Origin of the sequence: Flavobacterium inviolabile (assembly GCF_013389455.1) — a bacterium.
Taxonomy (GTDB): domain Bacteria; phylum Bacteroidota; class Bacteroidia; order Flavobacteriales; family Flavobacteriaceae; genus Flavobacterium; species Flavobacterium inviolabile.
In genome coordinates this window covers 3,887,302-3,913,347 of record NZ_CP058278.1, presented here as the reverse complement: position 1 = coordinate 3,913,347, position 26,046 = coordinate 3,887,302, and the positions used below count along the sequence as shown (strand labels likewise).

Below are 26,046 nucleotides of genomic sequence, written 5' to 3'. Positions count from 1 at the left end.
ATATTCGGGCATAATTAATGTTTTTTTAAAAAGTTGAATTCAAAAAGTAAGTCAGATACTTTCATTGAAATTGGGAAGACAAATATGTGGACAATTTTTTTCAAAAAAAAATATAACGTGTATTGATTTTATGAAAAAAATATTGTAAGTACATTTAAAAATGTTTTTAAAATAAATTAACAAAAAATTAATATGAGAGATTATCAATTTCAGGTTCGTGTCCGATACGCCGAAACAGACCAGATGGGAGTGGTTTATCACGGAAATTATGCACAGTATTTTGAGATGGGACGTGTGGAATGGCTTAGAAACCTTGGGCTTTCTTATAAATGGATGGAAGAAAACGGAATTATGCTTCCGGTGGTTTCTTTGAGCATGAGTTACAAAAAACCGGCACTTTATGACGACCTGCTAACGGTGAAAACAATATTCAAAAGTCAGACCTCTGTTAAGATAGAATTTGACTACGAAATCTACAATGAAGCAGGTGAGTTATTAACAACGGGGAACTCCATTCTGGTGTTTGTAGACATGAAAACCGGAAAGCCGACTTTGCCTCCGGCGTATGTTACCGAAAAGTTAACGGCGTTTGTTGAAAGCTAAAAAGCAACATTGAAAATTACTCTTTTTCAAGAATAGTTACTTCATAAAGATTGGAAAAAATGTCGAAAATCATTTCGGCATTTTTTTTGCGCGTAGCGATTTCAATCTCACAACTCATTTCCATTTTCTGAGCGATAATGTCCAGATTTTTTTCTTTGATAACCCGCATCACTTTGTTCATATTTTTATAATCAAAACGAATGAGGTAATGAATGTCGATTGTCTTTTCGATTATTTCGGAAACTTCCAGCGCCATCTGGGCAGCTGTTTTGTAAGCGGATATTAAACCGCCTACGCCGAGTTTTACGCCACCGAAATACCGTACGACTACTATGAGTACGTTTGTTACGTCAAACGACTGTATCTGACCGTAAATGGGCATTCCTGCCGAGTTATTGGGTTCGCCGTCGTCGTTGGCACGGAAGTATATTTTTTCGGTTCCGGTCTGGAAGGCATAACACCAGTGTCGCGCGACATGATGCTGCTTCCGGAGATCTTCCAGAATCGGTTTGACATCCTCTTCTGTTGCTATAGGAAAGGCATAGCCGAAAAATTTACTGTTTTTTTCTTTGTAGAGAACTTCTTCGGACGGTATGGCTAAGGTTTTGTATGTGTCTTTTTCCAATGCTGTTAATTACCATTTTTTATCCAGCAAATCTACAACATCTTCTTTACCCACCTGCAGGTTCCAGATATTTAATCCCAGGTTGGCAGCCACTTCGGTATTGTGCTTGTTGTCGTCCACAAAAAGGGTTCTTTTAGGGGATAACTCGTGTTTCTTGATGATGTAGTTGAAGATTTCCGGATCGGGTTTTCTAAGGCCTATTTCGAACGAAAAATACACCTTTTCAAAGCATTGGTAAAACTCGCGGCTGAATGTTTCGCCCACTTTGCTTTCAAATTTTTCAATATGGGTAGCATCGGTATTGCTCAACAGGAATAAACGGTACTGCGACGATAAACGCTGTAAAAACTCCAGGCGGTAAAGCGGGAAATCCAGCAGTATGGCATTCCAGGCATCGCGAATCTCTTTTAAATCTTTGTTCGGGATGTATTTATGAAGACCGTTGAAAAAATCAGCTTCTTTGATTTTTCCCTTTTCATATCTTTTGTTCAGATTGTCTAAATCCTCGTTCCAGCAAACCAGTCCTAATTTTCGCATGTGTTCAAAAGGGGCTTCTTCTGCCAGATTAATAAAAACATTGCCAAAATCGAATATGATAGTATCAATCATTGTGTGTGAAAATTAGAAGTTCGTCGTTTAGTATCGTCTGTTTCTCTTGTAATGTACCGGTTATAAACGGTGCTGCTGTGCCGCTTTGCAGTGTTACAGCGCCTTTAAAAACCCGTGCTTCATCCCATAATCCTGCGTCGATAAAGGTTTGCAGCGTCTGCTTTCCTCCTTCAATAAGTAAGGATTGAATATCGTATTGCTGTAAAATCGATACAATTGAAAAAGGGAGCGTATTATCAAAGATACAATTTTCGAAAAAAACTGATGTAGAATTTTTTAAATTTTGATTTTCCGTGATGATTATGGTTTTTACACTGCCGTCCTTTACAAAATAATCTTCCGGAATCCTTCCGGATTTATCCAGCACGATGCGCACAGGATTTGTACCGGTCCAGTTCCTTACATCCAGTTTGGGATTGTCGTCAATAACGGTTTGGGTTCCCACTAAAATAGCCTGTTCCTCACTGCGCCATTTGTGAACCAGCTGGCGGGAATATACATTGGAGATCCATACCGGTTTTTGCTCCGCTCTGGTTTCCGGCGCAATAAAACCGTCACTGCTTTCTGCCCATTTCAGGATGATATACGGGCGCTTTTTCTGGTGGAATGTAAAAAAACGTTTGTTGAGCTCGTTACAGGCGTCCTCCAGTATACCAACGGTAACATTTTTACCGGCTTCGATCAGTTTTTTGATGCCGTTTCCGGCAACTTTGGCAAACGGATCAATGGTGCCGATGACAACGTTGGGGATTTTATGCTGAATGATCAGATCACAGCAGGGAGGTGTTTTGCCAAAATGACTGCAGGGTTCCAGACTTACATAAATAGTAGCTTTGGATAGAAGGGATTTGTCCTTAACGGAGTTTACCGCATTCACTTCGGCATGCGGTTCGCCGGCTTTCCGGTGCCACCCTTCTCCGATAATTTCATTATTGTATACGATAACACTGCCCACCAAAGGGTTGGTGTATGTTGTGCCCAAACCGTTTTTAGCCAATTCAACACAGCGGTTCATGTAAAATTCATGGGTGTTCAAAAGCGTATCGTATTAAATTTGTAAAATTATTCTAAATGTTTATGAACTGTCAGGGAAGCTGCTTACATTCGTCCTGATTTTGAACAAATCGAACAGTATTCCTGTTGTCCGGAAGCTGCAAAAATAAACTATTCCTTAAAAATGGATACAATCGAGATACGGGAAATTCAAAAAAATGACAATGAGGCGGTCGCAGCCTTAATACGAACAGTATTAGTGGAGCATGAAGTGCCTAAAGTAGGCACGGCTTATGCCGATGCTTCGCTGGACAGGATGTTTGAAACGTATGCGACTCCGCAGTCGGCTTATTTCCTGGTTGTCAAAGACGGGGAGATTATTGGCGGTGCCGGAATTGCACCATTGGAAAATGGAGCGGCCACGATTTGTGAGCTGCAAAAAATGTACTTTTTACCCGTGTCCAGAGGTTTGGGACTGGGAGCAAAAATGATCGGGAAGTGCCTGGAACAGGCAAAAGCTTTCGGCTTTAAACAATGTTATCTGGAAACACTTCCAAACATGACGGCTGCCCGGAAATTATATGTAAAATCCGGATTCCGGTATCTGGAGGCTCCGTTGGGAGATACCGGTCATAACTCCTGTCCGGTATGGATGCTTAAAGATTTATAAGATGCTAATCAAAGACTATCGCAATTATTTTAAAGAAGAACTGTCGGCTCTTTATGATGAAAAAGAGATCGAAAGCTTTTTCTATATCATTTTAGACGCTTTTCACCAGATGAAACGGGTGGATATGGTGCTGAAAGCCGATTTTGAACTGGATGCCATGCAGTTGCTGCAATGGGAAACAGTGCTGCATCAGCTGAAAGCGGAAAAACCGATCCAGTATATTTTTGAGGAAACCGAATTTTTCGGACTGCCTTTTTATGTCAATGAAAACGTTTTAATCCCGCGTCCGGAAACGGAAGAACTGGTGGAGTGGATCCTGCAATCCGTTTCGGAACTGCCCAAAGAACAGCCGCTTAAAATATTGGATATCGGAACAGGCAGTGGTTGTATTGCCGTTTCGCTGGCTAAAAAGCTGCCGCAGGCCCGGGTATTTGCAATCGATGTTTCCGAAAAAGCACTGGAAGTAGCCAGAAGGAATGCAAGGCAAAACCAGGCAAACGTGGTGTTTTTACACAAAAACATTCTTGAAACCAGTATGTTGCCGGAACAGTTTGATATTATCGTGTCCAATCCGCCCTATGTGAGAAACCTGGAAAAAGAGGAAATAAACAAAAACGTATTGGAATTTGAACCGCATTTAGCCTTGTTTGTTGAAGACCATGACCCGTTGCTTTTTTACCGCAAAATCACGGAATTAGCCGCGCAGCATTTGGTAAAAAGCGGGCAGCTGTATTTCGAGATCAATCAGTATCTCGGGCCGGAAATGCTGGCATTGCTAAAGGAATACCATTTTAAAAACGGAGAACTGCGTAAGGATATTTACGGCAATGACCGCATGACAAAAGCAATACTGTAAACGGATTATTCGTACCGTAAAGCTTCTACCGGATCCAGTTTGGATGCTTTGATGGCCGGGTACAATCCGGAAACAATAGCTACAAGGAAAGTCGTGGCAAAGGCGGCAAAAATAGCCTGCCACGGAATCACAAAGCTGAATTTAATCGCAGCGGATATTCCGAAACCAACCAAAATTCCGAGGATAATACCTACTAATCCGCCCAACTGACCGATTACCAGGGTTTCGGTAAAAAATTGCCAGGCAATGGTACTTCTTTTGGCTCCTAATGATTTTCGCACGCCGATTTCACGGGTTCTTTCGGTAACGGAAACCAGCATAATATTCATCAGGGCGATAGAGGAACCAAAAATGGTAATTACCCCGACAGCCCAGGCGATATAGCCTAAAAACTGGGTATTGGAAAGTAAGGTGTTTATCAGGTCGTCACTGCGCTCAATCCCGAAGTTATTCTTTTCTACCGGATTGAGTTTTTTAATTTTTCGCATGGTAATAATGGCATCATCAACCGCCTGGTTGATCATTTCTTTCTGCCCGATCATCACACTTAAATCGTAGTTGATGTTGGGAGCCGAAAAGATGGAACGGGCAATCTGATTCGGGATCAATACCCGTAAATCCTGGCTGTTGCCGAAAGTGGATCCCTTTTCTTTCAGGATCCCGATTACTTTAAATTTGGCCCCGCGAATCGATATGGTTTTGTCTATGGCATTGATATCTTTAAAAAGCCCTTTTTCGAAATCGGATCCTAAAATGCAGACATAATTATTGTTTTTAATATCAAATCCGGTAAAGTTACGTCCTCTTGTGGTTTCCAGTCCTTTGTTAGGCAGGAAGTTTTCATCAACACCTACGATGCTTATTTCCGGGTCGGTTTTTTGCGCTTCATATTTTACTTCGGCCTTGGTGGTGGCGGTAAACGAAAGGGAAGAAGTCGATAAAGGATATTTGTATTTTTCCTGAAAAGCACGGGCTTCCGGATAGCTGATAATCGGATTGATTTTCTGGTTGGAATTCTGGTTGTTGATCTGTGAGGATAAATCATACTGACTGATGGAAAAGGTATTGGCACCCATGGATGCGAAATCTTTCGCAATGGTGTTTTCCAATGCCGAAACCACGGTAAGTATTCCAACGAGCGCGGTGATCCCGATGGCTATGATCATTACGGTTAATATCGTACGAAGTAACTGACTTTTAATTGCGTCTAAAGCAATTTTAGTATTTTCTCTGAATAGTCCAAGCATAATGCTAATTTGTCACTAAAGTACAGTTTTTGTTACATATTTTTTTGGAAAAACAGGAAGAATATTAAAAGCGGGAAAGGGAGTTGTAAAACAGGGAGCTGCTTCCGGAATAAATTATCACAGTATTTTATTGAAAATGGATGAAGATAATTTTAAAAAGTAAGATATTTGCAGTGTAGTGAAAAAGAACGACGCTTTTTCAGATGTAGCTGGACAGTTTAAATTAAATTTTCAATTCTAAAAATGGCACAAAAACCAAGTATACCGAAAGGGACCCGTGATTTTTCACCAATTGAGGTGGCAAAGCGTAATTATATTTTTTCGATCATCAAATCGAATTTCGAAAAATTCGGCTTTCAGCCTATTGAAACACCGTCTTTTGAAAATTCCGAAACCTTAATGGGGAAATATGGCGAAGAAGGGGACCGGCTGATTTTTAAGATTTTGAATTCGGGCGATTTTTTAGCCAAAGCAAATGAGGCTTTTTTAGAGGCGAAAGACAGTTTGAAACTTACCGCACAAATCTCGGAAAAAGCCCTGCGTTATGATTTAACGGTTCCTTTTGCCCGTTATGTGGTGCAACACCAGAATGAGATAGAATTCCCGTTTAAACGCTACCAGATCCAGCCGGTATGGAGAGCAGACAAGCCGCAGAAAGGCCGTTTCAGAGAGTTTTATCAGTGTGATGCCGATGTGGTTGGTTCTACCTCATTATGGCAGGAAGTGGAGCTGGTACAGTTGTATGACAGTGTGTTTTCGGCTTTGGGACTGGAAGGGGTGACAATAAAAATCAACAACCGGAAAATCCTGTCCGGTATTGCTGAAGTGATCGGTGCCAAAGACAAGCTTATTGATTTTACGGTGGCTTTGGATAAACTGGACAAAATTGGGGAAGACGGAGTAAAGAAAGAAATGTCCGGTAAAGGCATTTCGGAGGAAGCGATTGCAAAAGTACAGCCGTTATTTAATTTCACCGGTTCGATTTCGGAGAAAATAACCAAACTGGCAGCCTTATTGGCTTCTTCGGAAGAAGGTATGAAAGGAGTGGAAGAGCTGACGTTTATTTGTGATAACGTAGCGGCATTAGGTCTGGATAAAGCAATCCTGGACCTGGATGTAACACTGGCAAGAGGACTGAACTATTATACGGGAGCTATTTTTGAAGTGGCTGCCCCGAAAACCGTTGCGATGGGTTCCATTGGCGGGGGCGGTCGTTATGATGACCTGACCGGAATTTTCGGATTGAAAAATATGAGTGGCGTGGGAATCTCTTTCGGACTGGATCGTATTTACCTGGTACTGGAAGAATTGAACCTGTTCCCGGAAACGGTTACCGCTACTTCTAAAGCCATATTCCTGAATTTTGGCGATGCAGAAGCATTATATTCGATGAAAGCGATTATGCAATTGCGCAAAGCCGGTATAAAAGTGGAATTGTACCCTAGTAATGCAAAAATCGGAAAGCAGTTTCAACATGCCGATAAAAGAGGTATTCCGTATGCTGTGATTGTAGGTGCCGAGGAAATTGAAAGCAACCAGTTTGCTTTGAAAAACCTGGGTTCAGGCGAACAGCAAAAAGTAAGTCTGGAAGAACTGAAAACAATATTACAATAACAAAAAAGGCTATCGTGAGATAGCCTTTTTTGTTTGATATTATTTTTTGACCTGTTTCAGCATCCAGTCGTAGACTTCGTCTTTTCGGAAGATGTTCTCCACATTGCTGTGATTGCCTCCGGGGATAACAGTAAAGGTTACATCGGCATCCGGTTTGCAGGCTTTGATTGCTTTTACAATTTTTTTCGACTCCGAAATCGGTACGATAAAATCCCTGTTGCCATGCTGGATCCAAAGCGGGATCGTTGCCAGTTTGCAGGCATCATTTACATTTCCGCCGCCGCATATCGCTACAGCTGCCGTGATCTTATCGGCATATTTTCCGGCAAAATGCATGGTTCCGTAACCGCCCAGACTCATACCGCATACATAAACGCGGGACAAATCAGTATTGTAATGTTGCTGTACATATTCGAGTACGTTCAATACTTTATCCGGATTCCAGGGACCGGAAGGCAGCTGCGGGGCAACAACGATGGCCGGAATCTTTTTCCCGTTTTCTATTGCTTTCAGTACGCCGTATCGTTTCACTCTTTCCAGATTGGTACCGGATAAACTTCTGCCATGCAAAAAGAGAATAACCGGGGCTTTATTGTCCAGTACTTCCTGTTCCGGAAGGTGAATGTAGAACGGATAATCGGCTTGATCGGTAATGGCTTGAAGTTGTGCGTGTGAAAGGGATATACAGCAAAAACAAAGAAGGAATAAAAAACAGGCTTTCATGCGGATAAAAATATATAGAAAGACAAAGTTACTTTTTTTAAAGCAGAATTAAAATCTAAAAATGACAACAGCCCCAAAACGGGGCTGCTGTTTTTATTATCTGATGATTGTTTTCTGGCTGAGCGAACCTTTGTTAGTGTCGGCTTTTATAATATAGGTACCGGTGCTTACATTGCGAACCGGCAGCAGGATTTCCTGCTGGTCCATGTTGTCTGTTTTCCACGTGCCAAGCAGCTGTCCAGTTATATTGTAAAGCATTACTTTTTCGATACGGGTGCCATCTGTAAGCCCGTTATTGATCTTAATCTGGTTGTTCCCCTGAAGGTAAGTCATCTTAACCGCGCTCCAGTCAAATTCTGTAACGGCAAGTTTTTGTTTTTCAAAACGTAATGAAAAACGGCTTGTGTTTTCTCCTGCCGGAATTTCAAGAGCAAAAGGAGCATTTCGGATATCATGGTATCCATTTGTAACGTTGTCATAAATATAGATAGGCTGATTCGGGTTAAAGTTTTCCAGTTCATCGATCATGAATTTTACTTCACCGGCAACATCGGTTCTGACCAATAACGGGTAAATAGCGCTTGCATTGAAGTAACCGACACCCTGGATAACTAATTTTTTATCGTCCAGAAGGAATAACATATCCTGTACTAAATCGTCGTCAAGAACAATGCCGTCGTAACCGTAATCCCATCCGTCTGTTGCATGTTCTTCCATAAAGGCAAGTAATAACTGTCTGTGATTACCATTGTGGGAAGTGAAGCCCAGGCGTATTCTGGCAAATGTGTCTTCGGCGGTAGTGCTGTCATTCGTATTGTCGTTAAAATGATCTGAAGTCGACATCTGGGTATTGGCGCCGGAAGCGTTTTTAAACATGATGTTCGATGTTGGGGCATCTTCTTTAACAAAGGTTCTTTGGTTATTGTCGAACACAATAGTTCCTCCGGTAGCATTTGCCTGTATAAAGAAGCCCTGCCCAACCGGGATATAACGGTTCGGAACCCTTGCGCTGGATCCTAATCCGCTGATGCCAAACGGCGCTACCGGCGGTGTTCCGCCAGAAAAGTTCCGGGTGGCATAACCGCCCTGATACTGAAGCAATACATGGGTGTTGTTCGTAGGATAGTGTTCCCAGAAGTAAATCGATCCGTTAATAACAGCAGCATTATCGGTAATGAACTGTTGGGCATCTAAAGCTGAGGCATAAGGGTTTCCGCTTAAATTAATATTGTTGGGCGAAACGGTGCCGTTTATTCTGCCGTTGTATGGTTTTCCGACAAACACATAGTTTTGTGTTGCAGTAGCCGTTCCGCTGCCTTTCATGGTAAATCCGTTTGAAGGCGCCAATATTCCGGTTTCGAATATTTGTGTCCAGTTTGCATAAAGGTCAGAAAGGTTCTGGAATTTATAAATCCAGCGTCTTGCCAGGTTAATTGGTGTTCCTGTGGAACCGTCCATACCGTTTACCCAGTTTATGGCAACTGGTGTTGCGGTGTTTGTTCCGTCTCTTAGAACACCATTTACCGTATAGTTATTGTTGTTGGTCGTGCTGTTGATCGCGCCAACGGGTGACGACCAGTAGTTGTAGTTGTAAATGCTTTTCTGTCCTTGCTGATCGCGTTCAATAGAACCGGAACTGGTAGGGTCAAGATCGGAATTAAAGGTTTGCACCAATTGGGATTTGCCCTGTAAGTCAATTTTTCCGTTTAGCCTTAAAAAGTGGCTGATCTCTATTTTGGAATCGTTGGCAGCATTAACGGTATTGGCGTTTACAAAGAATCCTAACAGCGTTTTGTTACCATTGGAAGTAATGGTGTGTGAGGTTCTCACAATGTTCCAGTCAATGGTCGTGCTGTTGTCTATTATCGACAATGCCGACGGTAAGGCAAAGGTGGTTCCGTTAGTCCATGTTGCGGTATCCGACCAAAGACCATTGGCAGCACTGTCATAAGGCATTGGTGCTGTCTGGGTATTGACACCGGTTTTATCCGGAGTAACCAGGCTTCCTCTGTTGTTGTTTACAGAATCGTCATTAATATGGGTGCCAATGTAGGTATTCATCGAATAATAAGCGGTCAGGCTCGCCCATGTTAGTGCGCTGATGTCATTTTTGGTAACCGTTGAAGGCATGATTTTACCAATCGTATTGGCTCCGGAGTTATTGATCTCCTGGTTCATGATAAAGCGCAGCTCGGCTAAAGTGATGGCTCTGTTCCAGAAACGCAGCTCGTCTATGTCTCCTTTAAACACATTTACGGTGCTGCTTTTACTTCTGTATTCGGCACCGATGGTAAAGATGCTTGTTGTAGCCGTTGGTGCCGTTATGCTTCCGGATTTGTCCAAAACACCGTCAATGTATAAGGACAGCGTCCCGGAATTGTAAATTGCGGCAATATTGTGCCATTCGTTATTCGGTAAAGTGGTATTGGAAACCAAAGAAGTTCCGTTCCACTCCATTCTGATTTTATTATCGTTTTGTATTACCAGACGATATCCGGTTGTTCCGTTGTGTTTGGAAACAATTGTTTTGTCGGAAAGCGCAGTGTTCGCTCCTGTAGGTCTTGCCCATACCATGATACTGAAAGCTCCGGTAAGGTCGTTTGCGTTGCTTACTTTTACGGCATCATCAACGCCGTCAATAGTAATGTGTCTGGACGCAATTACTTCGTGGGCTACCCCAAACGCAATATATTTTGTACCGTCAAAATCGTAAAAACATTCCTGATTGGATCCGTTTGTGTTCAGGAAAACGGTTTCTACGCCGGTTGTAAATGCCGCATCGCTGGCAACGATCATTACATAGGCATCGTTTCCGGATAGAGCCGGTAAACTGGCCAGATCTGTTGTAGCCAGCGAAACCTTAACGGTAGCAACATCACCGCCGGTTTCCACAACCTTCCATTTTTTATTGGTAACATCCGTTGAGGTGGTAACGGTTGAAGGACCGAAGCTTACGGTTACCGGAGAACCGCTGTTGGTCATCGCAAGTCCGTTACTGCCCCATACAAGGCATCTTCTGTCGGCGCCAAAAGTATTGGTGTTTGCAGCGTTGGTCGTAAAGATATCTCCGAGTCCCATTGTGATGACCGCTCCGGAGTTTATACTTTTGGATTGTTTCTGATTTAATTGTGCGGCATCGTCTCTTCCGATTCCGGCAATGTCATAATTGAATCCTGTTGGTGCGATGTTCCATATTGTCGTACCGGCAGAGTTCACATAGTTTTGACTGGTACCGTTAGTGCCTAAAGTGATACCGTATTTAATGGCTAAATAGGATTCAATTCGGTTGCGTTCTGTAGCGTCATTTTTTCGGGCAGAATAGGAGATTACTTCTGCAATCCTGCCGCCGAAACTACCATCAAAAAGCTGGCTTCTGCCCAGCCAGAATCTTTTGTTTTGTACTGCAACCCAGGCAGGCGTACCTACTTCTGTATTGGATATGCTCAGGGCATTGCTGTGTAATTCCTGTTTGGTATTGGTGCTGTTGTGCCGGCTGTTGATGATGTTAACGCCGGAAAAGGTTCCGTTTACCTGGGCCAGACCATATCCTCTTGTATTAACATCGGGATCTACGGGATCCGGCGTGGTACCAATACAGTAGCTTACTACTTCATTGTCAAGACGAATAGAATACTGTCCGAAACCAATTCCGGTACCATCTTTGGCATAAGTGGTCGAAGCCGGGGACTGGGAACAGAATAAATCGACACTGGATGAAGTGGATACAAGGGAAGCCGGGTTGTCGTTAATGACTACAATAAAGAGATCGTTACTGTAAAAACCGGATGTTCCCTGTAATTCGGCTTTGTTCGATAAATAGGTATAATTGGATGCCGATGCGGAAGGCGTGTTGCCAAACTCAACCACCGGATTGAAGTTGATATTTTTGGAGGCGTTATTTCGGTAGACAGGTTTTACGGTCAGGGCAGCGTTAGTGGCGTCAATAACTTTGGCATCGTGACCTTTTCCTTTGTCGGTCCAGATGTTCACGTTTGCACCGTCGGTACCGATAGTGACCCCGTCTACCAGGTCGGCTCTCAGCCACATTTCCAGATTGCTGGTAATGCCGCCGGGTCCGGTAGCAATGGTATTGTCTTTTGTACCGCTAACCGTGATGTAGTCAATGTAAAACTGCCGGGAAGAAGATCCTGATGTGGTTACAAAACGGAATTGCGAGGTGGCGGCAAATGTGGAGCTGGTTGAAAAAATAGTTCCGACAAGCGCATGGTAATTGGTGTTGTCATTGATATCTCTATAGGAGATTCCGCTTGGGGTTCCTTTTTCGACAACTCTGACGTCCGACCATGAGGCAAGGGAATTATCCCTGTATTGCAGCGTTATTTTGTCACCGGCGTTTGCATTGTTGCTTTTCACAAAGAAGCGAACATCGATTTTGTTGTAGCCTGTCGTGTTAATAACAGGCGAGGTAATGGAACTTCCATTAACCGGGATGACAGCTTTGTAAGTGCCGTTGTAGGCATTGGTTGTGGTAAAGGTAGCGCCAGAAGCTGTCCAGGTACTTGCTGATTCAAAGTTTTCCTGCTGTAATTGTGTGGTCTGTCCCGATAAAAAATTGGGAAGAAAACTAAGTCCTACAATCAGTAAGTGTTTTACTAATGTGGTCATTGTTGCTTTCATAGTTGTAAGTAGTTTTTTTCATTTTGTAGAGGATGGATTGTTAATAATTTTATTTGGCTCCTAGTGGAAGAGCCAAATAATCTAGATTACTTTTTTAAAAATGGGTTGATTGGTCTGGGTAATTACTTTCACTAATAAAACGGCTTTGCTTGTCATTAAATGGGCCGTAAATAGCGGTGTGTCAATATTGTCAGCCTGGTAAATGACTCTTCCTAATAAGTCATAAACCGCAACTGATTTTAAATTTTCTTTAGACGATTTTACCGTAAGAACACCGTCGGTTTTGCTGATGCTGATTGTTCCGTTATCGGCAGCAGGATCGATAGTCCCTAAGATGCTGTTTTTAAAGATTAATTCAAACCGGTTGTTGAATGTCCCTTCGTTTGCAGCGAAAGTATAATTACCGGTTTTAAGATTGTGTACAGTATTTAAAACGTTGTCTTTAATAAAAATGACCTGATTGTCCGTGAAGATACCGTCAAAGTGATCAAGGGAAAGCGTGTAATTTCCGGCTGCCGGAACGTTAATTCCTAAAGGAACGATATCGTTCTCGGTAAAAGGAACGGCACGGCCCTGAATGGCATAGGCTTCATCGTTAATAACATTGTATAAGGAAGCACCGGCAGTTCCGAAATCTTTGGCGTCTATTCCATAGTCGATATTGTTGGTTGCTCCGGTCATGTACCCGATCAGGATTTGACTGAAAGCGTCGTTATCGCCGCTTAAATTCAGCCAGATACGGTGTTTTTCAATGGTTTCGTCTGCAGTAAAGGCAGGCAGGTTGTTTACTTTAAAGAACTGATTGGCATTGTTAATGAGTCTCATGCTGTTTCTGAAAGAAACCGTTCCGTTGGTTACCGCATTCACAATAAAGCCCTGTCCGACCTGTATGATTCCGTTTGGTGTGGCTCCGCCGGCTTGGGCAGCGGTACCGCCTAATTTTGTGAATTTAGCATAGTTGTTTAAAGGGTATAAACCGGTTGTCGGACTGGACGGCGTAGCATGTGTCCAGAAATACAGACTGCCGTCAATAGTCGTGTTGATTGTTCCGGTGCCGCTGATGTTGGCATTGATAAAGTCTACAGCATTAATAGTGGATGGATAAGGGTTACCAATTAAATTGTACCCGGTAGTGGTTCCTTTAACGGCGTTGATATTGATTGCACCATTATTCAGCACTCCGGTGAAATGTCCCGGGAAAACCGCAGGAGTTGTACTCCAGCTGTTTGGTGTGCGTATCAGGTAGCCTTTGGCTGCCGTAAACTGGTTTGTAGCCGGATTAATGGTTTCGTAAGCGCCGATAGAACCGTTTAAAGGATTGTAAACATAAAAACGGTTGGTCAGCGTTTGTGGTGAAAAAGCCAGCAGGTTTTGTGCCGCTACCGGTGAGGACCAGTTGGTATAGTCTAAACGGATGGCCGGAGCACTATTCCGGTAAACATTACTATTTCCGGTATTGGTGCTGTTTTCAAGCTGTACCAGATTGGCATTATTCTGAATAACAAGATTGGCACCCGAAGCAATCGTAACAGCTCTGGTGATTATAAAGTTATGCCCGGACTGAACGGTAACCGTTGCGGTTCCGTTGATGGTTAAAGAACAGGCTTCCAGATTGGCCGATGAGGTATAGTTTCCGTTGATAACGGCATGAACATCGTTATTCGGAGCGCCGTTATTCCAGCTGCTGCCACTCCATGTTGTGGTGGTTGCACACGGTACTCCCTGAATCGTGAAATTGGTTACCGGTGATACATAATTGTTGCAGTTGTTCAAAACGGTTACCGGAACCGTTCCGTCGTTTGCAATATCTGCCGCCAGGATTGTAGCCGATAATTGGGTATTGCTGATAAAAGTCGTTGTTTTGTTCACACCGTTCCATTGGATGATCGATTCGCCGTTTACAAAATTTGTTCCGTTTACGGTCAGGGTGAAATTTGCACTTCCTTCAAGAGCGGTGTCAGGAGTAAGGGTGGTGATGGCCGGATCGGGTTTTACGATAACCTGTACTTCTTTCCGGGCACTTTTTGCCGGGGCAAATTTCCAGTTAAAGAACTGAAAAAAGGTACCGGTTCCGCTGTTGCTTTTTATCGAAACGGTTCCGTTAGACATCGGGTAGGTAATTCCGCTGGTGGCAACAGTAAGATTGTAACCGTTAATTTCTCTTGAAATCAAGCGAAGGTTGTTTTGTGCCGGAAGGAAAAAATCCAGATCGATGTCCTGTTCTCCGGTTGCCGTTATACGGATCATTTTGGATTCCAGCATTGCTCCGGAACTATCCTGTAATTCTACCATGATTTCTCCGGTAGCACTGGTTTTAATCGCAACCGATTTTAGTTTTGTAGGTTTGGTACAGTCAAAAGTCAGGTATTTGTTTGCAACGGTAGCTTTTGCGGTAGCGGTTCCGGTGGCACTGGCAGGGCCGATGTTTGCCAAAGGGATTTCTCTTTCTGCAAAGTAGGATCTTGAAGCGTTTAATACAGGTGTGGTATAAGAACTTCCGGTAGCTAAAGCGGTGGTACTGTTTGCGGTGTCATACCATCTGATGGTTCCGCTGTCGGCAGTGGTAAGACTGGCAGTTTTTCCTTTACAGATCGTTGCATTGTTTACGGCGGGTTCTGCCGTTACAGCCACCATCTGCACATTTAAAACCGTGGTGTTGTTATTGGTTACGGTTACCGCAATTGTCTGCGACGTATAGCCCGGCGCTTCAAAAATAACATTGTAGCTTCCGGCGATCAATAGTTTGTAGTAATCGCCATGTAAGGTGCCGGTTTTTACCCAGGCGCCTTTTAAATCGTAGTTGCTGATGTATACTTTTGCACTTATCGGGTTTCCGGAAGCATCGGTAACTTTTCCCTGCAAACCGTAATTGGCCTGTTTGATATAGTCTAAAAAGGCTTGCTTATTGTAATTCCAGTAATTCGGAAGTTCGGAAGAAGCCGGGAATTTTGTTGTCGAAATTTCAATGGTCACTTCTTTATTGTGCATAAAGTAGTTGTTGTAATCCTGTCTTCCGCCGCTAACGGTGTACCAGAGTGAACCGTTTGTGGTTCCCGGAAACTGACTGGCAAATACATCGTCCATATAGCCGTTGTTGTTGCTTGCCGTCTGGCAGGACTGTGCATAGTTTTTGGCAATAAACTTAAAGTGATTGTCATGCGGATGCAGGTGATTGGGCGAAGAATAAGCATCCCACGGATAGTTAACGACTTCTACACCACCGTGAAAGTTGGCGGCCAATACAAAATTTCTCGTTTTTTCAAAAGCTAAAAAAGCTAATGTTTCCGGCTGGTAGGCAAAGGTGTCCGAATGCAGTCCGTTTACCGGATCGGGGTAATTACGGTTTAAATCCCTGCCGTTTGCATTGGCACGGGTCGCAGCATTACCGGCAGAGTTCATTACGTCATTACCGGCGGTTTTAAAGGAGCCGTCAGGATTGGACAGCGGACTGATATAGATCTCTGTTGTGTTGACAAGATTCGTTACTTCGGTATCGGTTCCGTAACGGGTAACCAGATAATCAATAAGCCGCATCATTAAAGGGAAGCCGGTTATTTCATCCCCGTGCATAGAAGAAGAATAGAAAAATTCCGGTTCTGCTTCATCGCTCTGGCAATTGTCGGATATTTTTAAGATATATAGATTTCGTCCATTTGGAGTACTGCCTATGTTTTCCAGTTTACAAAGGTTTGGATAGGTGGTGGCATAATATTGCATTTTAGCGACATACTGGGAGTAAGTAGGATAGGCATCCCAACTGGTGTCCCACTGCGCATTTGGAGCCAGGGCGCTTTTGTTTTCTTCTGAAGGAATCTCGTTATCAGTCGTACTAACTTCAAAAGGGATGTTGTATTTCAGGAATTTTTGAAAAGCTTCTTTGTCGGCATAAGCCTCGACTTTTAAGTCCTGCGGGTCTACTCGTTTGTGGCTGATAGATAAAAAGCCGGCTAATTTTTTAAATTGCTGCTGATTGGCAGCTTTAAAAGTGAAGATTACTTCTCCTTTAGTGTTTAAATAATTCTGTGCTTTTTTAAGATTGGGTTCGGTTTGGGCAAATACAGTAGTTAATACTAATAATAATAAAATTATTAATGTAGTTTTTTTCATATAATTGGGCTTTTGGGTCTTCAAAATTAATGAAAAAAAATTAACATAACTTTATTAATTAATATTGTTTATTAAATAAAATGATATTAAATCTTTTTGTTTTTATCTTAAATAGTGACTAATCGTTATTTTAAGGTTAATTTATGATTAAACAAATGATAAAAATCATCATTTATTTATAACATTTTGTTACTACAAATTGTAGGTAATTAGCATGTTGTGTTGGATTTTTAAAAGAATTTTAAGGTTCAGTGAAAATTAACAAAGTGATAAATTAAAAGGCAGCTAAAATTTTTCCTGAAAAAAGAAGCTGATTGTTTTGTAAACGTATATCGGCGGATTAGCTGCGGTTTGCTTTTTACATACAACTATTTTGCGGAATTAATTTTATATTGTATTTTCAGCAGGAAATTTCTGAATTCTTTAGATGTAGAAATAAAAAAATAAAGAGAAGAAAAAAGAGACCTTACATTTTATTAATAATAATGAATGTGATGGTAAATTTTCGGATTTGTCATATTCAGCTTATTGCTGTTAAGGATTAAGCAAATATTTCACATTTTCATTACATTTTGTTATAGGAGTTTTCCTATTTTTGTTAAGGGTAATTTTTAACGCCCGATAGATTTTTATTCAATTAACAATAGCTGCTATTGTTCAGGCACGATTCGCATAAAGATTCCCGCATTCATTTTAAAAAAGCTTACCCGAAACCAATAAAACTATAATAATAAACATGAAGAACAAAAAATTCCTTCTTTTGGCAGCCATCGCGACGCTTGCCATCACGACTTACAGCTGCAACGGTAGCAAATCTGAAGGCGCAGCAGCTGCAACAGAAGAAACCGCTGCTCCTGAAAAACCGCTGGTATTCGCTGAATTCGTTGATCTTGATTTGAGCAGCTACGGAATTCCTGTTGTGACAAAAGCTCCGAAAGATGCAAAAGTTATTAAAAGCACTACAGAAGGTGAAATCTTCGTGTACGGCGGAAAATTGTTCAAGCTGACTTTTTCGATCCGCGAAGGAAATGCTGAAGAATCGGTAGGACTAATCAAGGAAATGACAGGCGATAAGGAAATGAATCCTGGCTTTGACAAATTCGTGACCGAAGACCCGACCGGTTTTGTGAAACAGAACAATGAAGGTAAACTGGCTTTCACTTATGGTGTAACCACCGGCCAGTCTTCCGTTGTTATACAGGAAGGAATGAGCCACGACCAATCTCCTGACCAATTCACGGATTACAGTGCTGATGATGTTAAGTTAATGTACGAAGCAGCAAAAGCTACTGTGGCAAAATAATTTCAAATACATCTTACTTTTTCAGGCCTCGGATAAAAATGCTGTCCGGGGCGGGGCTTCCATTTGAACAACCAAACCAATCAAAAAACAAATATGGATATGAACAAAGAACTCGTAATCGCCTCTGAAGCAGGTGATCTGGAAACTGTAAAGCAAATGCTCGCCAAAGGGGCAGATGCAAGTGCCATGGGACCAAATTCAGGCGCTTTGCATTGCGCGGCGGCAAACGGCCATCGCGAAATCGTACAGCTTTTGCTCAAACACGGTGCTAATCCGAACGTGGCCGACAACCAATCGTTTTATCCGATCCACTTAGCGGCAGCTTACAAACATCTAAATGTCGTACGGGATCTAATTGACAACGGCGCTAAACTCGACGTGGTGACTTCCAGCCTTGGAACGGTACTACACGTTGCTGCGGCAAACAACTTTTTCGAAATACTCGACCTGCCTGAAATCAAAAAAGCCCCGATCGAAGCCAGAGATCAGGAACAGAAAACGGCCTTGAACGTAGCTGCTTCTTTTGGCAGTTATGCGATAGGATGGCGACTTGTCGACGCCGGTGCAGACGTAAATTCTCTGGATGATTTCGGATTTTCACCTTTACTCAACGTTTTGCTGCGTATGGGACAAGCCAAAGTGGAACATTGGGAATCTGAAGGAACAAATTCCGGTATACACGTGAAATACCAGATAGACAATGGCTGTTTCCGCTATATAAAACCGTTCAATGGCGGGGCAAACGAAAAGGGACGTGTGCTTTCGCTTATGGATCAATACGACATCTCCGGATATTCCTGGGGACCAACCCAGCATCGCAACTATGTGGAATGCATCTATCTTGCCCAATATTTGATCAAAAAAGGTGCAGACGTAAACGCCCGTGGTAACAACGGCAATACGCCAATGATCATGGCGTGTTCTGTAGGAGAGCCTGAAGTGATGACGGCATTGGCCAAAAAAGGCGCGTCTTTTGAAATTAAGAACAATGAAGGAATCGCGTCCTTGCATTACATCGCACGCAGCAAACGCCTCGACGGGTTGAAAGCTTTTTTCAAACTCCACCCGGAACAGGACATAAATGCAGTCGACGAAAACGGATGGACAGCCGGGCATTACCTGGGCGATATTGGCGGACCTGCCGAAATGGCTAAAATCCTGGTCAAAGCCGGTCTCGACACTTCTGTCGGAAGTACCAAAGGTTTAGGACCGCTTTCTCCCGGAATCACCGCAAAAGAGGTAGCCGAGCATTGGAACGACGCCGAAATTGCGAAACTGCTAACTCCGAAAAAAATAAAACCGAAAGCATAAATAAGCCCCTGAAAACATGGAAAATATTACTTATAAAATAAATCCCAACGCAAACACAAACACAGCGTTGAAGCAAGCAGCAAACGACATAACATCAATACTTCAATCTAAATTCGGTTCGTCCTACGCCATTTCGGCCGATGATTTCACGGATGCGGACAAAAATTGGTCACACGAAATAAAAGTGCGCCAAGGCAACAAAATAGGAGCCGCCGTCGGTTTGAAATGGGAAAAATCAACTCGGGATGTCTTGAAACTCGATGTGAGCGAATCATCCAAAATGGGTAACATGATCACGTATTCGGTGCTGCTTTTGTTTTTGGCGATCGGTGCGTATATGGGTTACAACAATATCGAACCGCTTGCGTTTTTGCCGGGACATAAAATCGCTGCCGGTTTGGGTGGTCTGATTGCTCTTATTCCGGGGATTATCCTGGTTGCCATTTTGAAATCGATATTACTCAAAGGCGAAAAAGAGCAGAATGCAAAACTCGTGCACGAAGTCAGACAAGCGCTTCAAAGCATATCCGGTAACAATTTACAATCAAAGTAATGGCAAGATCAAAACCCATCGGACTTAGGCAGGTTGCCCAACCGGAAGACCTGAGCAAAATAATCGTCTCTTTTCCGAAACCCGCAGACGTCCTTGCCGAGCCTGAACATTTCGAACAGCAAATCCTGTTGCCGCAATACAGTATTCCGGGGCATTTTATAAAACCGGAATTCACCGATCTTGTGTTCCATTTTATCGTGACGCCGGTTTTTCTGGATTATGCCGATTTCAGGCTTACCGCTGACAACAAATACGAAATTGTATCGTACAGCGAAACCCCGATCTCGGATTTCGATGAGAAGTTTCTCAAATGGTGTGCCGATGAAATGGAGGACAATTTTTACGGATACAAAGAGGAGCCGATCTATTTCGAAGTTGACAAATCGGTAAAAAGCGAAAGCATTTACATGGGAGGGGAACCTATTTGGGATCAAACCACCTACGAAAAGGATAATGTGCGCAAAACCGATTATTCGCTCGACATCTTTAAAGATGAAAACGGCGAGGTGATGGAATACATCGCTACACTTTACGACGATGAAGTCTATGGTTCGTACAATCTGTACTATTCGCCAAAGACGCGTTTACTGCGTCAATTCCACCAATCGACCTAAAAATGATACAGTTAAATAGCTTACAAGCCGAGCTAAGTCGCCTGTATGAAGGACAGGAAACCCGGGAGGCATTAAAAATCGAATTCAACAGGAAGGGAAGTCTGCTCAAACAGATGCGCATGTTTGAAAACGGATTCTGGTTTCTGGCTCCTTTTGCGTTCGAACCGGCATCCGGCAGCACCTTAGCGGTATCGCTTTCGCCTCGTATGACGTCTTTGAAAGACGAACCCGTGGTAAAGGTTTATACCGGGTTTTACAGTGATGTGGCTGCCATCACCCAGGCACCCAACCTGAAAGCGATGATTCCAATGGCATACCTAAAACTGATGGAAACCGCTACCGCAATCAAAGCTTTAAAATCCAACATGGATGCCGCGATCAGTCAGTCGAAACCGCTTTTTGATTATCTGGGAGAAGGGGATCTCGATTTTCTCAAGTCCTATCTGTTGGATGAGGAAAATCAGGAGCGTTTTAAAAAAGCAAAGAAAAACCGTGACGTTTTTTTCTGTGATTTCTGGAACCATTATTACGACACGCCCGAACACAAAAAAGCGTTCGATCTTTTCGCTCAGTTAATTGCCGACAAGAAATTTCTACCCGAATTCCAGGAGGAAGACTATGGTATCTGGAATGCATACGTGCGTAGTGCGCTCACGGAACGGGCTTACGATCTGGAGCCTAAGAATAAAACTCAAATGGAAAAGCAGTATTGGCATCTTTGGAAGTATGCGCGCATGCCGCTTGGATTGGACTGCGATGAGATGGGCTTCAAAAAATATGAATACCACTATGGTGAATCTAAAAGCATGATGTGGGGCGTGAGCCTCTCGATCAATTCAGCTCGTGATCATGAAGGTTTTTTGCCAGAAGAAGTAGCCAACCATCCGCTGTATGAAGCTACAAGCCTGATCGAAGGCAAACAATACGCAGGAGAGCACCACTGGATGGCTGCAAAGCGTTTTGATGAAGAATACAACGATGCCGAATCCTGCTGGAATGCCTTGATAGCTGCGGCCTATTGGGCGGGTCTTGCAAAACGTTTGGACCTTGTGGAAGCCTCGTGGCAATATGCGATCGACTTGTCGCAAAGACAAGGCTGGAACGTGTTGAACGAAGTACTTAAAGACCAATGGACTTTTTATGAGTATCACAAAAACGACAGACGCATCAAAATGGATAGCGTCAGGAATTTTTTAGAAGATTTCATCAAAATCGAAACCAAAGCCTTGCGCTCTAACGACACTTCCATGAAGGACCAATTACATGCGATGACGGATTTAACAAGGAGTTATTATAGCGAAATCGATTTCGGGTGGGAAAAAGTTCGGACATCTGAAAACGAACAACCAAAACCGCGTTACCTGTATGAAATCGTACAGTATGACCATCGTCATTACGAAGAAATATGGGTATGCTACCTGTCGGCCGCCAATCCGAAAGATATGACGTTGGACGATTGTTTTATACTGGCACAAATTAACGGCGAACCAAAACTAATCGCACGTTATATTCCAACGGAAATCGATTACGACAGATGGAAACTCGTTTCAGGCGACTCAGACGTCTCAGGTTACACAAGAAACACTTATATAACACAAAAACATTTTAATACGCCCATTGATGCAAAATGGGAACGTGACTTACTTCGAAAATTATGAAAAAATTTTTTAAAATCGGCTGCCTGGCGTTTATCGCTTTAATAGCTATCGCCTATGTAATTTATTATATTCAAAACGGAAGCACCGGGCCAACTCAGGCTATTAAATTCATGAATACGGGAACAGAATTGCGATCCGTGACTTTTGAACAAATAATGGCCGACGGGAAACTGGAGAAAATATACACCATCGACAGTAAAATCAAACCGGACGAATCGCTTATTCAGCAAGTTCCGACAGGTAATTATAAAATTTCGGTTTGGGATTCGAACGACAGTTTGGTTAAATCTTCGGAGTACCAGCTCAAGCTTCCAAAACCGGATGAATCGAATTACGAACTGATGCGTTTCGATCTGGCTGTAGACAAAAATTTCGTACTCGTTAACATGAACAGTATGTACGGAGGCAATGCAATCGCCGAACACATGTCGAAAGCGATGGGTACGAAAAGCGATGGGATTAGGATTGCAAAGATCTATGACGGACAGTTACCGTTTCTACTCGATGAAAATTATACAATACGTACAATAATCGACCTCGAAGAGGATTTTCCGGACAGAATAAAGTACGGTAATGTTGTCTACGGATTGTTTGCGATTCCAAAAGAACTACCGAAAGAGCAATTTCAGCAAGCTTTAATGGAACAGATTGTCAAAAAAACAAAAAATTAAGGGTATCAAAATGCAACGCGTCTGAAGTTCAGGGTAAACAAACCGACCCCGACGCGTTGTACTTCGATTACAACATAAGTGAAAACTATCCTAAACGGAATATATGAAAGAACAAATACTTGAATTACTCAAAAGTGATTCGCTCCAGGGTTATTTCAGCGGAATCGATCTTTTCCTCGACAGCTACCGCAACAATTCACTCACCAGTGCCCACCTGGACCACGAGATGATCGAACGCACCTGTGCTGTTTTCCTGATCGAGCGATGGGCGGAACATGAAGATTGGAACGTCGCTCTCGATAAATTTATGGAAGTATTGCCAGGGTATAACGAATATCTGTCCCATGAGGACGTCGGACATTATTTGCGGGGACTTGCAATATTTATTGACGGGATTTACGGAGGCGAAATCGACCTTTCTGGGTTTATTTATCCGTCCGGAAATGTTTATATCAATGCGCAGACCGCGGCGCAATCGCTCAAAGAATTTTTCAAGGAACAAAATGACGAAGCATCGGCCGGATTGTTCGAAGAAATCGAGACGTTTTTTGACAGTATCGCTTCCGGTCAATTCGGCGCAGCGCGAATTCTGACTGAATTGCGCGATTGGTCAGTAGAAATGGCTCAGGGCTTTTACGTCGTGATGTCGCGTACGGAATACAACCGTGTCTGGATGTTACGCAGTCTGTACAAAGTAGTCGATTCACCGATCATCCGGGAACATGTTTTCGAAAAGTTCCTGAATGTCCTGCGTTCGATGCGCGTCCAATATGAAGAAAATGGTGAAAACGAAAAACTCGAACAGATGGACGAATTTATCGAAACGGTCGTTGCAGCAAGCAAAGGCGACTAAATTTCTCTTCTCAGGTGCTTCGCTTTATTCCTGTAAAGGGGAGCACCTTTCTCTTTACCCGGATACAGAAATAGTAATTTTCCTGCTATCTTTTTATTTTTTTTATTGTACGAAAAGAATTAAAAAGAACACCAATGTCTTATGTTTTAACCGATTAGTTAAAATGTTTTTTTATAGATCTGACTCGTTATACCAAATGCAAAAGGGCTGATAGAATTTTCTATCAGCCCTTTATTTTCCTTGTAGCGAGGACGGGAGTTGAACCCGTGACCTCAGGGTTATGAATCCTGCGCTCTAACCAACTGAGCTACCTCGCCATTTCGTCTTTCGTGTTACATCCTTGAATGCGGGTGCAAATATAAGACTAAATTCGAAGCTTCCAAATATATTTTTAAAAAAAATATTTTTTCTGAAATTCTTTTTTTTTGTATGTATTATTCTATATATTTCCGAAAAATTTAATATATGGAAGGTAAAGTAAAATACGAATTAGAATTTCCTATAATGTCATCCCCCCAGTTATTGTATCAATATATTTCAACGCCTTCCGGTTTGTCAGAATGGTTTGCAGATAATGTAAACTCAAGAGGGGAGTTTTTTACCTTCATTTGGGATGATTCTGAGGAGAAAGCACGGCTGGCTTCAAAAAAGTCAGGTGAAAAAGTGAAGTTCCGCTGGGTTGATGATAATGATAAGGATAGCGAATATTATTTTGAGTTGCGCATATTGGAAGATGAAATTACAAAAGACGTTTCGTTAATGGTTGTTGATTTTGCCGAACATGGCGATTTGCACGAAGCAAAGCTGCTGTGGGAAAATCAGATTTCCGATTTAAAACATGTAATCGGTTCTGTGTAGTTTCGGTTTATATAAAGTATATTTGCCCTGAAATAAAATCAGGGCTTTTTTTATGATTAATTATAATGGTTTAATAGTTGAAAATTCGGGGATTCAGATTCAGGAAAACAGAGGTTTTCTGTATGGCGATGCCGTTTTTGAAACGTTGAAAGTATTAGATAATAAAATTCTTTTCCTGGAAGATCATTATTTTCGGTTAATGGCTTCCACAAGAATCCTTCGTATGGATCTTCCGATGAACTTTACGATGGAATATTTTGAAACACAGGTGCTGGAACTTTTGAAAACAAAAGAGCAGGTCGCTTCCTACAGGGTACGTTTTTCTGTATTCCGGGAAAATGGCGGCTTTTACCTGCCTAAAACCAATGAAGTGGCTTTTATCGTTACTGCCGAGCCGCTTGAAAATGCACTGTATGCTTTTGATGCTGCGGCTTATGAAGTAGAATTGTTTAAGGATGCCTATGTGACCAGGCAGTTGTTTTCGACTTTAAAGAGTACGAACAGAATGGTGCAGATAACCGGAAGTATTTTTGCTTATGAAAACGGTTATGAAAACTGCCTGGTGATGAATGATGAGAAAAATGTGGTGGAAGCACTGCAGGCAAATCTTTTTATGCTGATGGATGGCAAATTAATTACACCACCCATTGCAGACGGATGTTTGAACGGTATCATGCGAAAACAGGTGCTGGCGCTTTCCCGAAAAATGGAAGGACTGGAAGTGGTGGAACAATCTATTTCTCCTTTCGATTTACAGAAGGCAGACGAGTTGTTTCTTACGAATGTGATAAAAGGTGTTCAGCCCATCACGAAATACCGTAAAAAGGACTATAAAACAGAATTTTCAGCAGATTTGGTTAAAAAGCTAAACGCCTTTATCCGTTTGAATTAATTTAATACAGGATTTTCGGGAGCATTGGACCAGATTAAGTAATCGCCTCCCTGCTCCATGATTTTTTCTTTCCAGAAGTGAACAGTGGATTTTCCAATGATTTTATTTTTATGACTGTTCTCACTCACAATCCAGGAATTTTCTTCAAGTTCGTGTTCCAGCTGATGGATATCCCAACCGGTATAGCCCAGGAAAAAACGGATATTCCCTTTTTTTATCTTTCCGGCGTTGATCAGTTCTTTGGTTAACTCGAAATCGCCGCCCCAATAGATTCCATTGGAAATTTCAATACTGTTGGTAATTAATTCAGGAACGTTGTGGATAAAATACAGGTTGTCCTGCTCAACCGGACCGCCGTTGTAGATCTTAAAATTCGAATGGATTTCAGGGATTAAATCCTGTATGGAATATCCCAGCGGTTTGTTTAAAATAAATCCTACCGAACCGTCACTGTTGTGGTCGGCTAATAATATCACGGATCTGTTAAATGAAAGATCTCCTATAATTGAAGGCTCTGCAATGAGCAGATTTCCTTTTTGAGGCTTAATTGAAATCATTTCCTGAGAGTTTAGAATTAAATTTAACAAAAAAAATAGAATCGGTCAAAAAAAAATCGTTTAATGCATAAAAAAAACCTCTCAACGAGAG

General features: G+C 42.3%; 21 protein-coding genes and 1 tRNA gene. 13 read left to right on the top strand and 9 right to left on the bottom strand.

Annotated elements, in window-relative coordinates; genetic code table 11:
* Nucleotides 1–192: 192 nt before the first annotated feature.
* Entirely contained in the window at nucleotides 193–603 is a 411-nt protein-coding gene (locus HW120_RS17665) for an acyl-CoA thioesterase (RefSeq protein WP_177736084.1), read from the top strand.
* Nucleotides 604–619: 16 nt separating this feature from the next.
* Here HW120_RS17665 and HW120_RS17660 read toward each other — a convergent pair whose 3' ends face one another.
* From HW120_RS17660 to ribD, 3 genes are read right to left on the bottom strand one after another with little or no spacing between them, the layout of a single operon-like run.
* Nucleotides 620–1,228, bottom strand: a complete 609-nt coding sequence (locus HW120_RS17660) for an IMPACT family protein (RefSeq protein ID WP_177736081.1) — start codon at nucleotides 1,226–1,228, stop codon at nucleotides 620–622.
* A 9-nt stretch (nucleotides 1,229–1,237) separates the two neighbouring features.
* A complete protein-coding gene (locus tag HW120_RS17655; protein WP_177736078.1) occupies nucleotides 1,238–1,837 on the bottom strand; it encodes an HAD family hydrolase in 600 nt (199 codons plus the stop codon).
* On the bottom strand, nucleotides 1,830–2,873 hold the full coding sequence (ribD, locus tag HW120_RS17650; protein ID WP_177736075.1) for a bifunctional diaminohydroxyphosphoribosylaminopyrimidine deaminase/5-amino-6-(5-phosphoribosylamino)uracil reductase RibD: 1,044 nt from the start codon (nucleotides 2,871–2,873) through the stop codon (nucleotides 1,830–1,832). Before ribD ends, HW120_RS17655 begins: the two co-directional genes overlap by 8 nt.
* Nucleotides 2,874–3,014: 141 nt before the next feature.
* Here ribD and HW120_RS17645 point away from each other — a divergent pair, with 141 nt between their 5' ends.
* Nucleotides 3,015–3,500, top strand: coding sequence for a GNAT family N-acetyltransferase (locus HW120_RS17645; RefSeq protein ID WP_177736072.1), 486 nt, complete (start codon nucleotides 3,015–3,017; stop codon nucleotides 3,498–3,500).
* A 1-nt stretch (nucleotide 3,501) separates the two neighbouring features.
* A complete protein-coding gene (gene prmC / locus HW120_RS17640) occupies nucleotides 3,502–4,356 on the top strand; it encodes a peptide chain release factor N(5)-glutamine methyltransferase (RefSeq protein ID WP_177736068.1) in 855 nt (284 codons plus the stop codon).
* 5 nt (nucleotides 4,357–4,361) lie between these two features.
* On the opposite strand, the gene HW120_RS17635 is transcribed toward prmC, so the two are convergent.
* Entirely contained in the window at nucleotides 4,362–5,603 is a 1,242-nt protein-coding gene (locus HW120_RS17635) for an ABC transporter permease (RefSeq protein ID WP_177736065.1), read from the bottom strand.
* A gap of 243 nt (nucleotides 5,604–5,846) precedes the next feature.
* Here HW120_RS17635 and hisS point away from each other — a divergent pair, with 243 nt between their 5' ends.
* Nucleotides 5,847–7,217, top strand: coding sequence for a histidine--tRNA ligase (hisS, locus tag HW120_RS17630; protein WP_177736062.1), 1,371 nt, complete (start codon nucleotides 5,847–5,849; stop codon nucleotides 7,215–7,217).
* Between the two features lie 39 nt (nucleotides 7,218–7,256).
* Here the strand turns inward: hisS and HW120_RS17625 are convergent, their stop codons facing one another.
* The 3 genes from HW120_RS17625 to HW120_RS17615 all read right to left on the bottom strand — a co-directional run bounded on the left by HW120_RS17625 (nucleotide 7,257) and on the right by HW120_RS17615 (nucleotide 16,685).
* Complete coding sequence (locus HW120_RS17625) at nucleotides 7,257–7,940, bottom strand: carboxylesterase family protein (protein WP_177736059.1); 684 nt, start codon at nucleotides 7,938–7,940, stop codon at nucleotides 7,257–7,259.
* Between the two features lie 96 nt (nucleotides 7,941–8,036).
* Complete coding sequence (locus tag HW120_RS17620; RefSeq protein ID WP_177736055.1) at nucleotides 8,037–12,578, bottom strand: LamG-like jellyroll fold domain-containing protein; 4,542 nt, start codon at nucleotides 12,576–12,578, stop codon at nucleotides 8,037–8,039.
* Nucleotides 12,579–12,659: 81 nt separating this feature from the next.
* The gene (locus HW120_RS17615) at nucleotides 12,660–16,685 is read right to left on the bottom strand and encodes a M14 family zinc carboxypeptidase (RefSeq protein WP_177736052.1); all 4,026 of its coding nucleotides are present in this window, start codon (nucleotides 16,683–16,685) and stop codon (nucleotides 12,660–12,662) included.
* 736 nt (nucleotides 16,686–17,421) lie between these two features.
* Between HW120_RS17615 and HW120_RS17610 the strand changes: the two genes are divergently transcribed.
* The 7 genes from HW120_RS17610 (at nucleotide 17,422) to HW120_RS17580 (ending at nucleotide 23,648) form a co-directional block, all read left to right on the top strand.
* Nucleotides 17,422–17,988 (top strand): hypothetical protein, encoded by a 567-nt coding sequence (locus HW120_RS17610; protein ID WP_177736049.1) that lies wholly within the window; start codon nucleotides 17,422–17,424, stop codon nucleotides 17,986–17,988.
* A 99-nt stretch (nucleotides 17,989–18,087) separates the two neighbouring features.
* Nucleotides 18,088–19,299, top strand: a complete 1,212-nt coding sequence (locus HW120_RS17605) for an ankyrin repeat domain-containing protein (protein WP_177736047.1) — start codon at nucleotides 18,088–18,090, stop codon at nucleotides 19,297–19,299.
* A gap of 16 nt (nucleotides 19,300–19,315) precedes the next feature.
* A complete protein-coding gene (locus tag HW120_RS17600) occupies nucleotides 19,316–19,852 on the top strand; it encodes a hypothetical protein (protein WP_177736045.1) in 537 nt (178 codons plus the stop codon).
* Nucleotides 19,852–20,466, top strand: coding sequence for a hypothetical protein (locus HW120_RS17595; protein WP_177736042.1), 615 nt, complete (start codon nucleotides 19,852–19,854; stop codon nucleotides 20,464–20,466). The genes HW120_RS17600 and HW120_RS17595 overlap by 1 nt, the downstream gene beginning before the upstream one ends.
* Nucleotides 20,467–20,468: 2 nt before the next feature.
* Entirely contained in the window at nucleotides 20,469–22,124 is a 1,656-nt protein-coding gene (locus HW120_RS17590; RefSeq protein ID WP_177736039.1) for a hypothetical protein, read from the top strand.
* On the top strand, nucleotides 22,121–22,795 hold the full coding sequence (locus HW120_RS17585) for a hypothetical protein (protein WP_177736036.1): 675 nt from the start codon (nucleotides 22,121–22,123) through the stop codon (nucleotides 22,793–22,795). Before HW120_RS17590 ends, HW120_RS17585 begins: the two co-directional genes overlap by 4 nt.
* A gap of 103 nt (nucleotides 22,796–22,898) precedes the next feature.
* Complete coding sequence (locus HW120_RS17580; RefSeq protein WP_177736035.1) at nucleotides 22,899–23,648, top strand: hypothetical protein; 750 nt, start codon at nucleotides 22,899–22,901, stop codon at nucleotides 23,646–23,648.
* Between the two features lie 243 nt (nucleotides 23,649–23,891).
* On the opposite strand, the gene HW120_RS17575 is transcribed toward HW120_RS17580, so the two are convergent.
* Nucleotides 23,892–23,965: transfer RNA gene (locus HW120_RS17575), tRNA-Met, on the bottom strand.
* Between the two features lie 148 nt (nucleotides 23,966–24,113).
* Between HW120_RS17575 and HW120_RS17570 the strand changes: the two genes are divergently transcribed.
* Together HW120_RS17570 and HW120_RS17565 are read left to right on the top strand one after the other, a co-directional pair.
* On the top strand, nucleotides 24,114–24,506 hold the full coding sequence (locus tag HW120_RS17570; protein ID WP_177736033.1) for an START-like domain-containing protein: 393 nt from the start codon (nucleotides 24,114–24,116) through the stop codon (nucleotides 24,504–24,506).
* A gap of 52 nt (nucleotides 24,507–24,558) precedes the next feature.
* Nucleotides 24,559–25,398, top strand: coding sequence for an aminotransferase class IV (locus tag HW120_RS17565; RefSeq protein ID WP_177736031.1), 840 nt, complete (start codon nucleotides 24,559–24,561; stop codon nucleotides 25,396–25,398).
* Here HW120_RS17565 and HW120_RS17560 read toward each other — a convergent pair.
* Complete coding sequence (locus HW120_RS17560; RefSeq protein WP_177736029.1) at nucleotides 25,395–25,955, bottom strand: YqgE/AlgH family protein; 561 nt, start codon at nucleotides 25,953–25,955, stop codon at nucleotides 25,395–25,397. The genes HW120_RS17565 and HW120_RS17560 overlap by 4 nt on opposite strands.
* Between the last annotated feature and the right edge of the window lie 91 nt (nucleotides 25,956–26,046).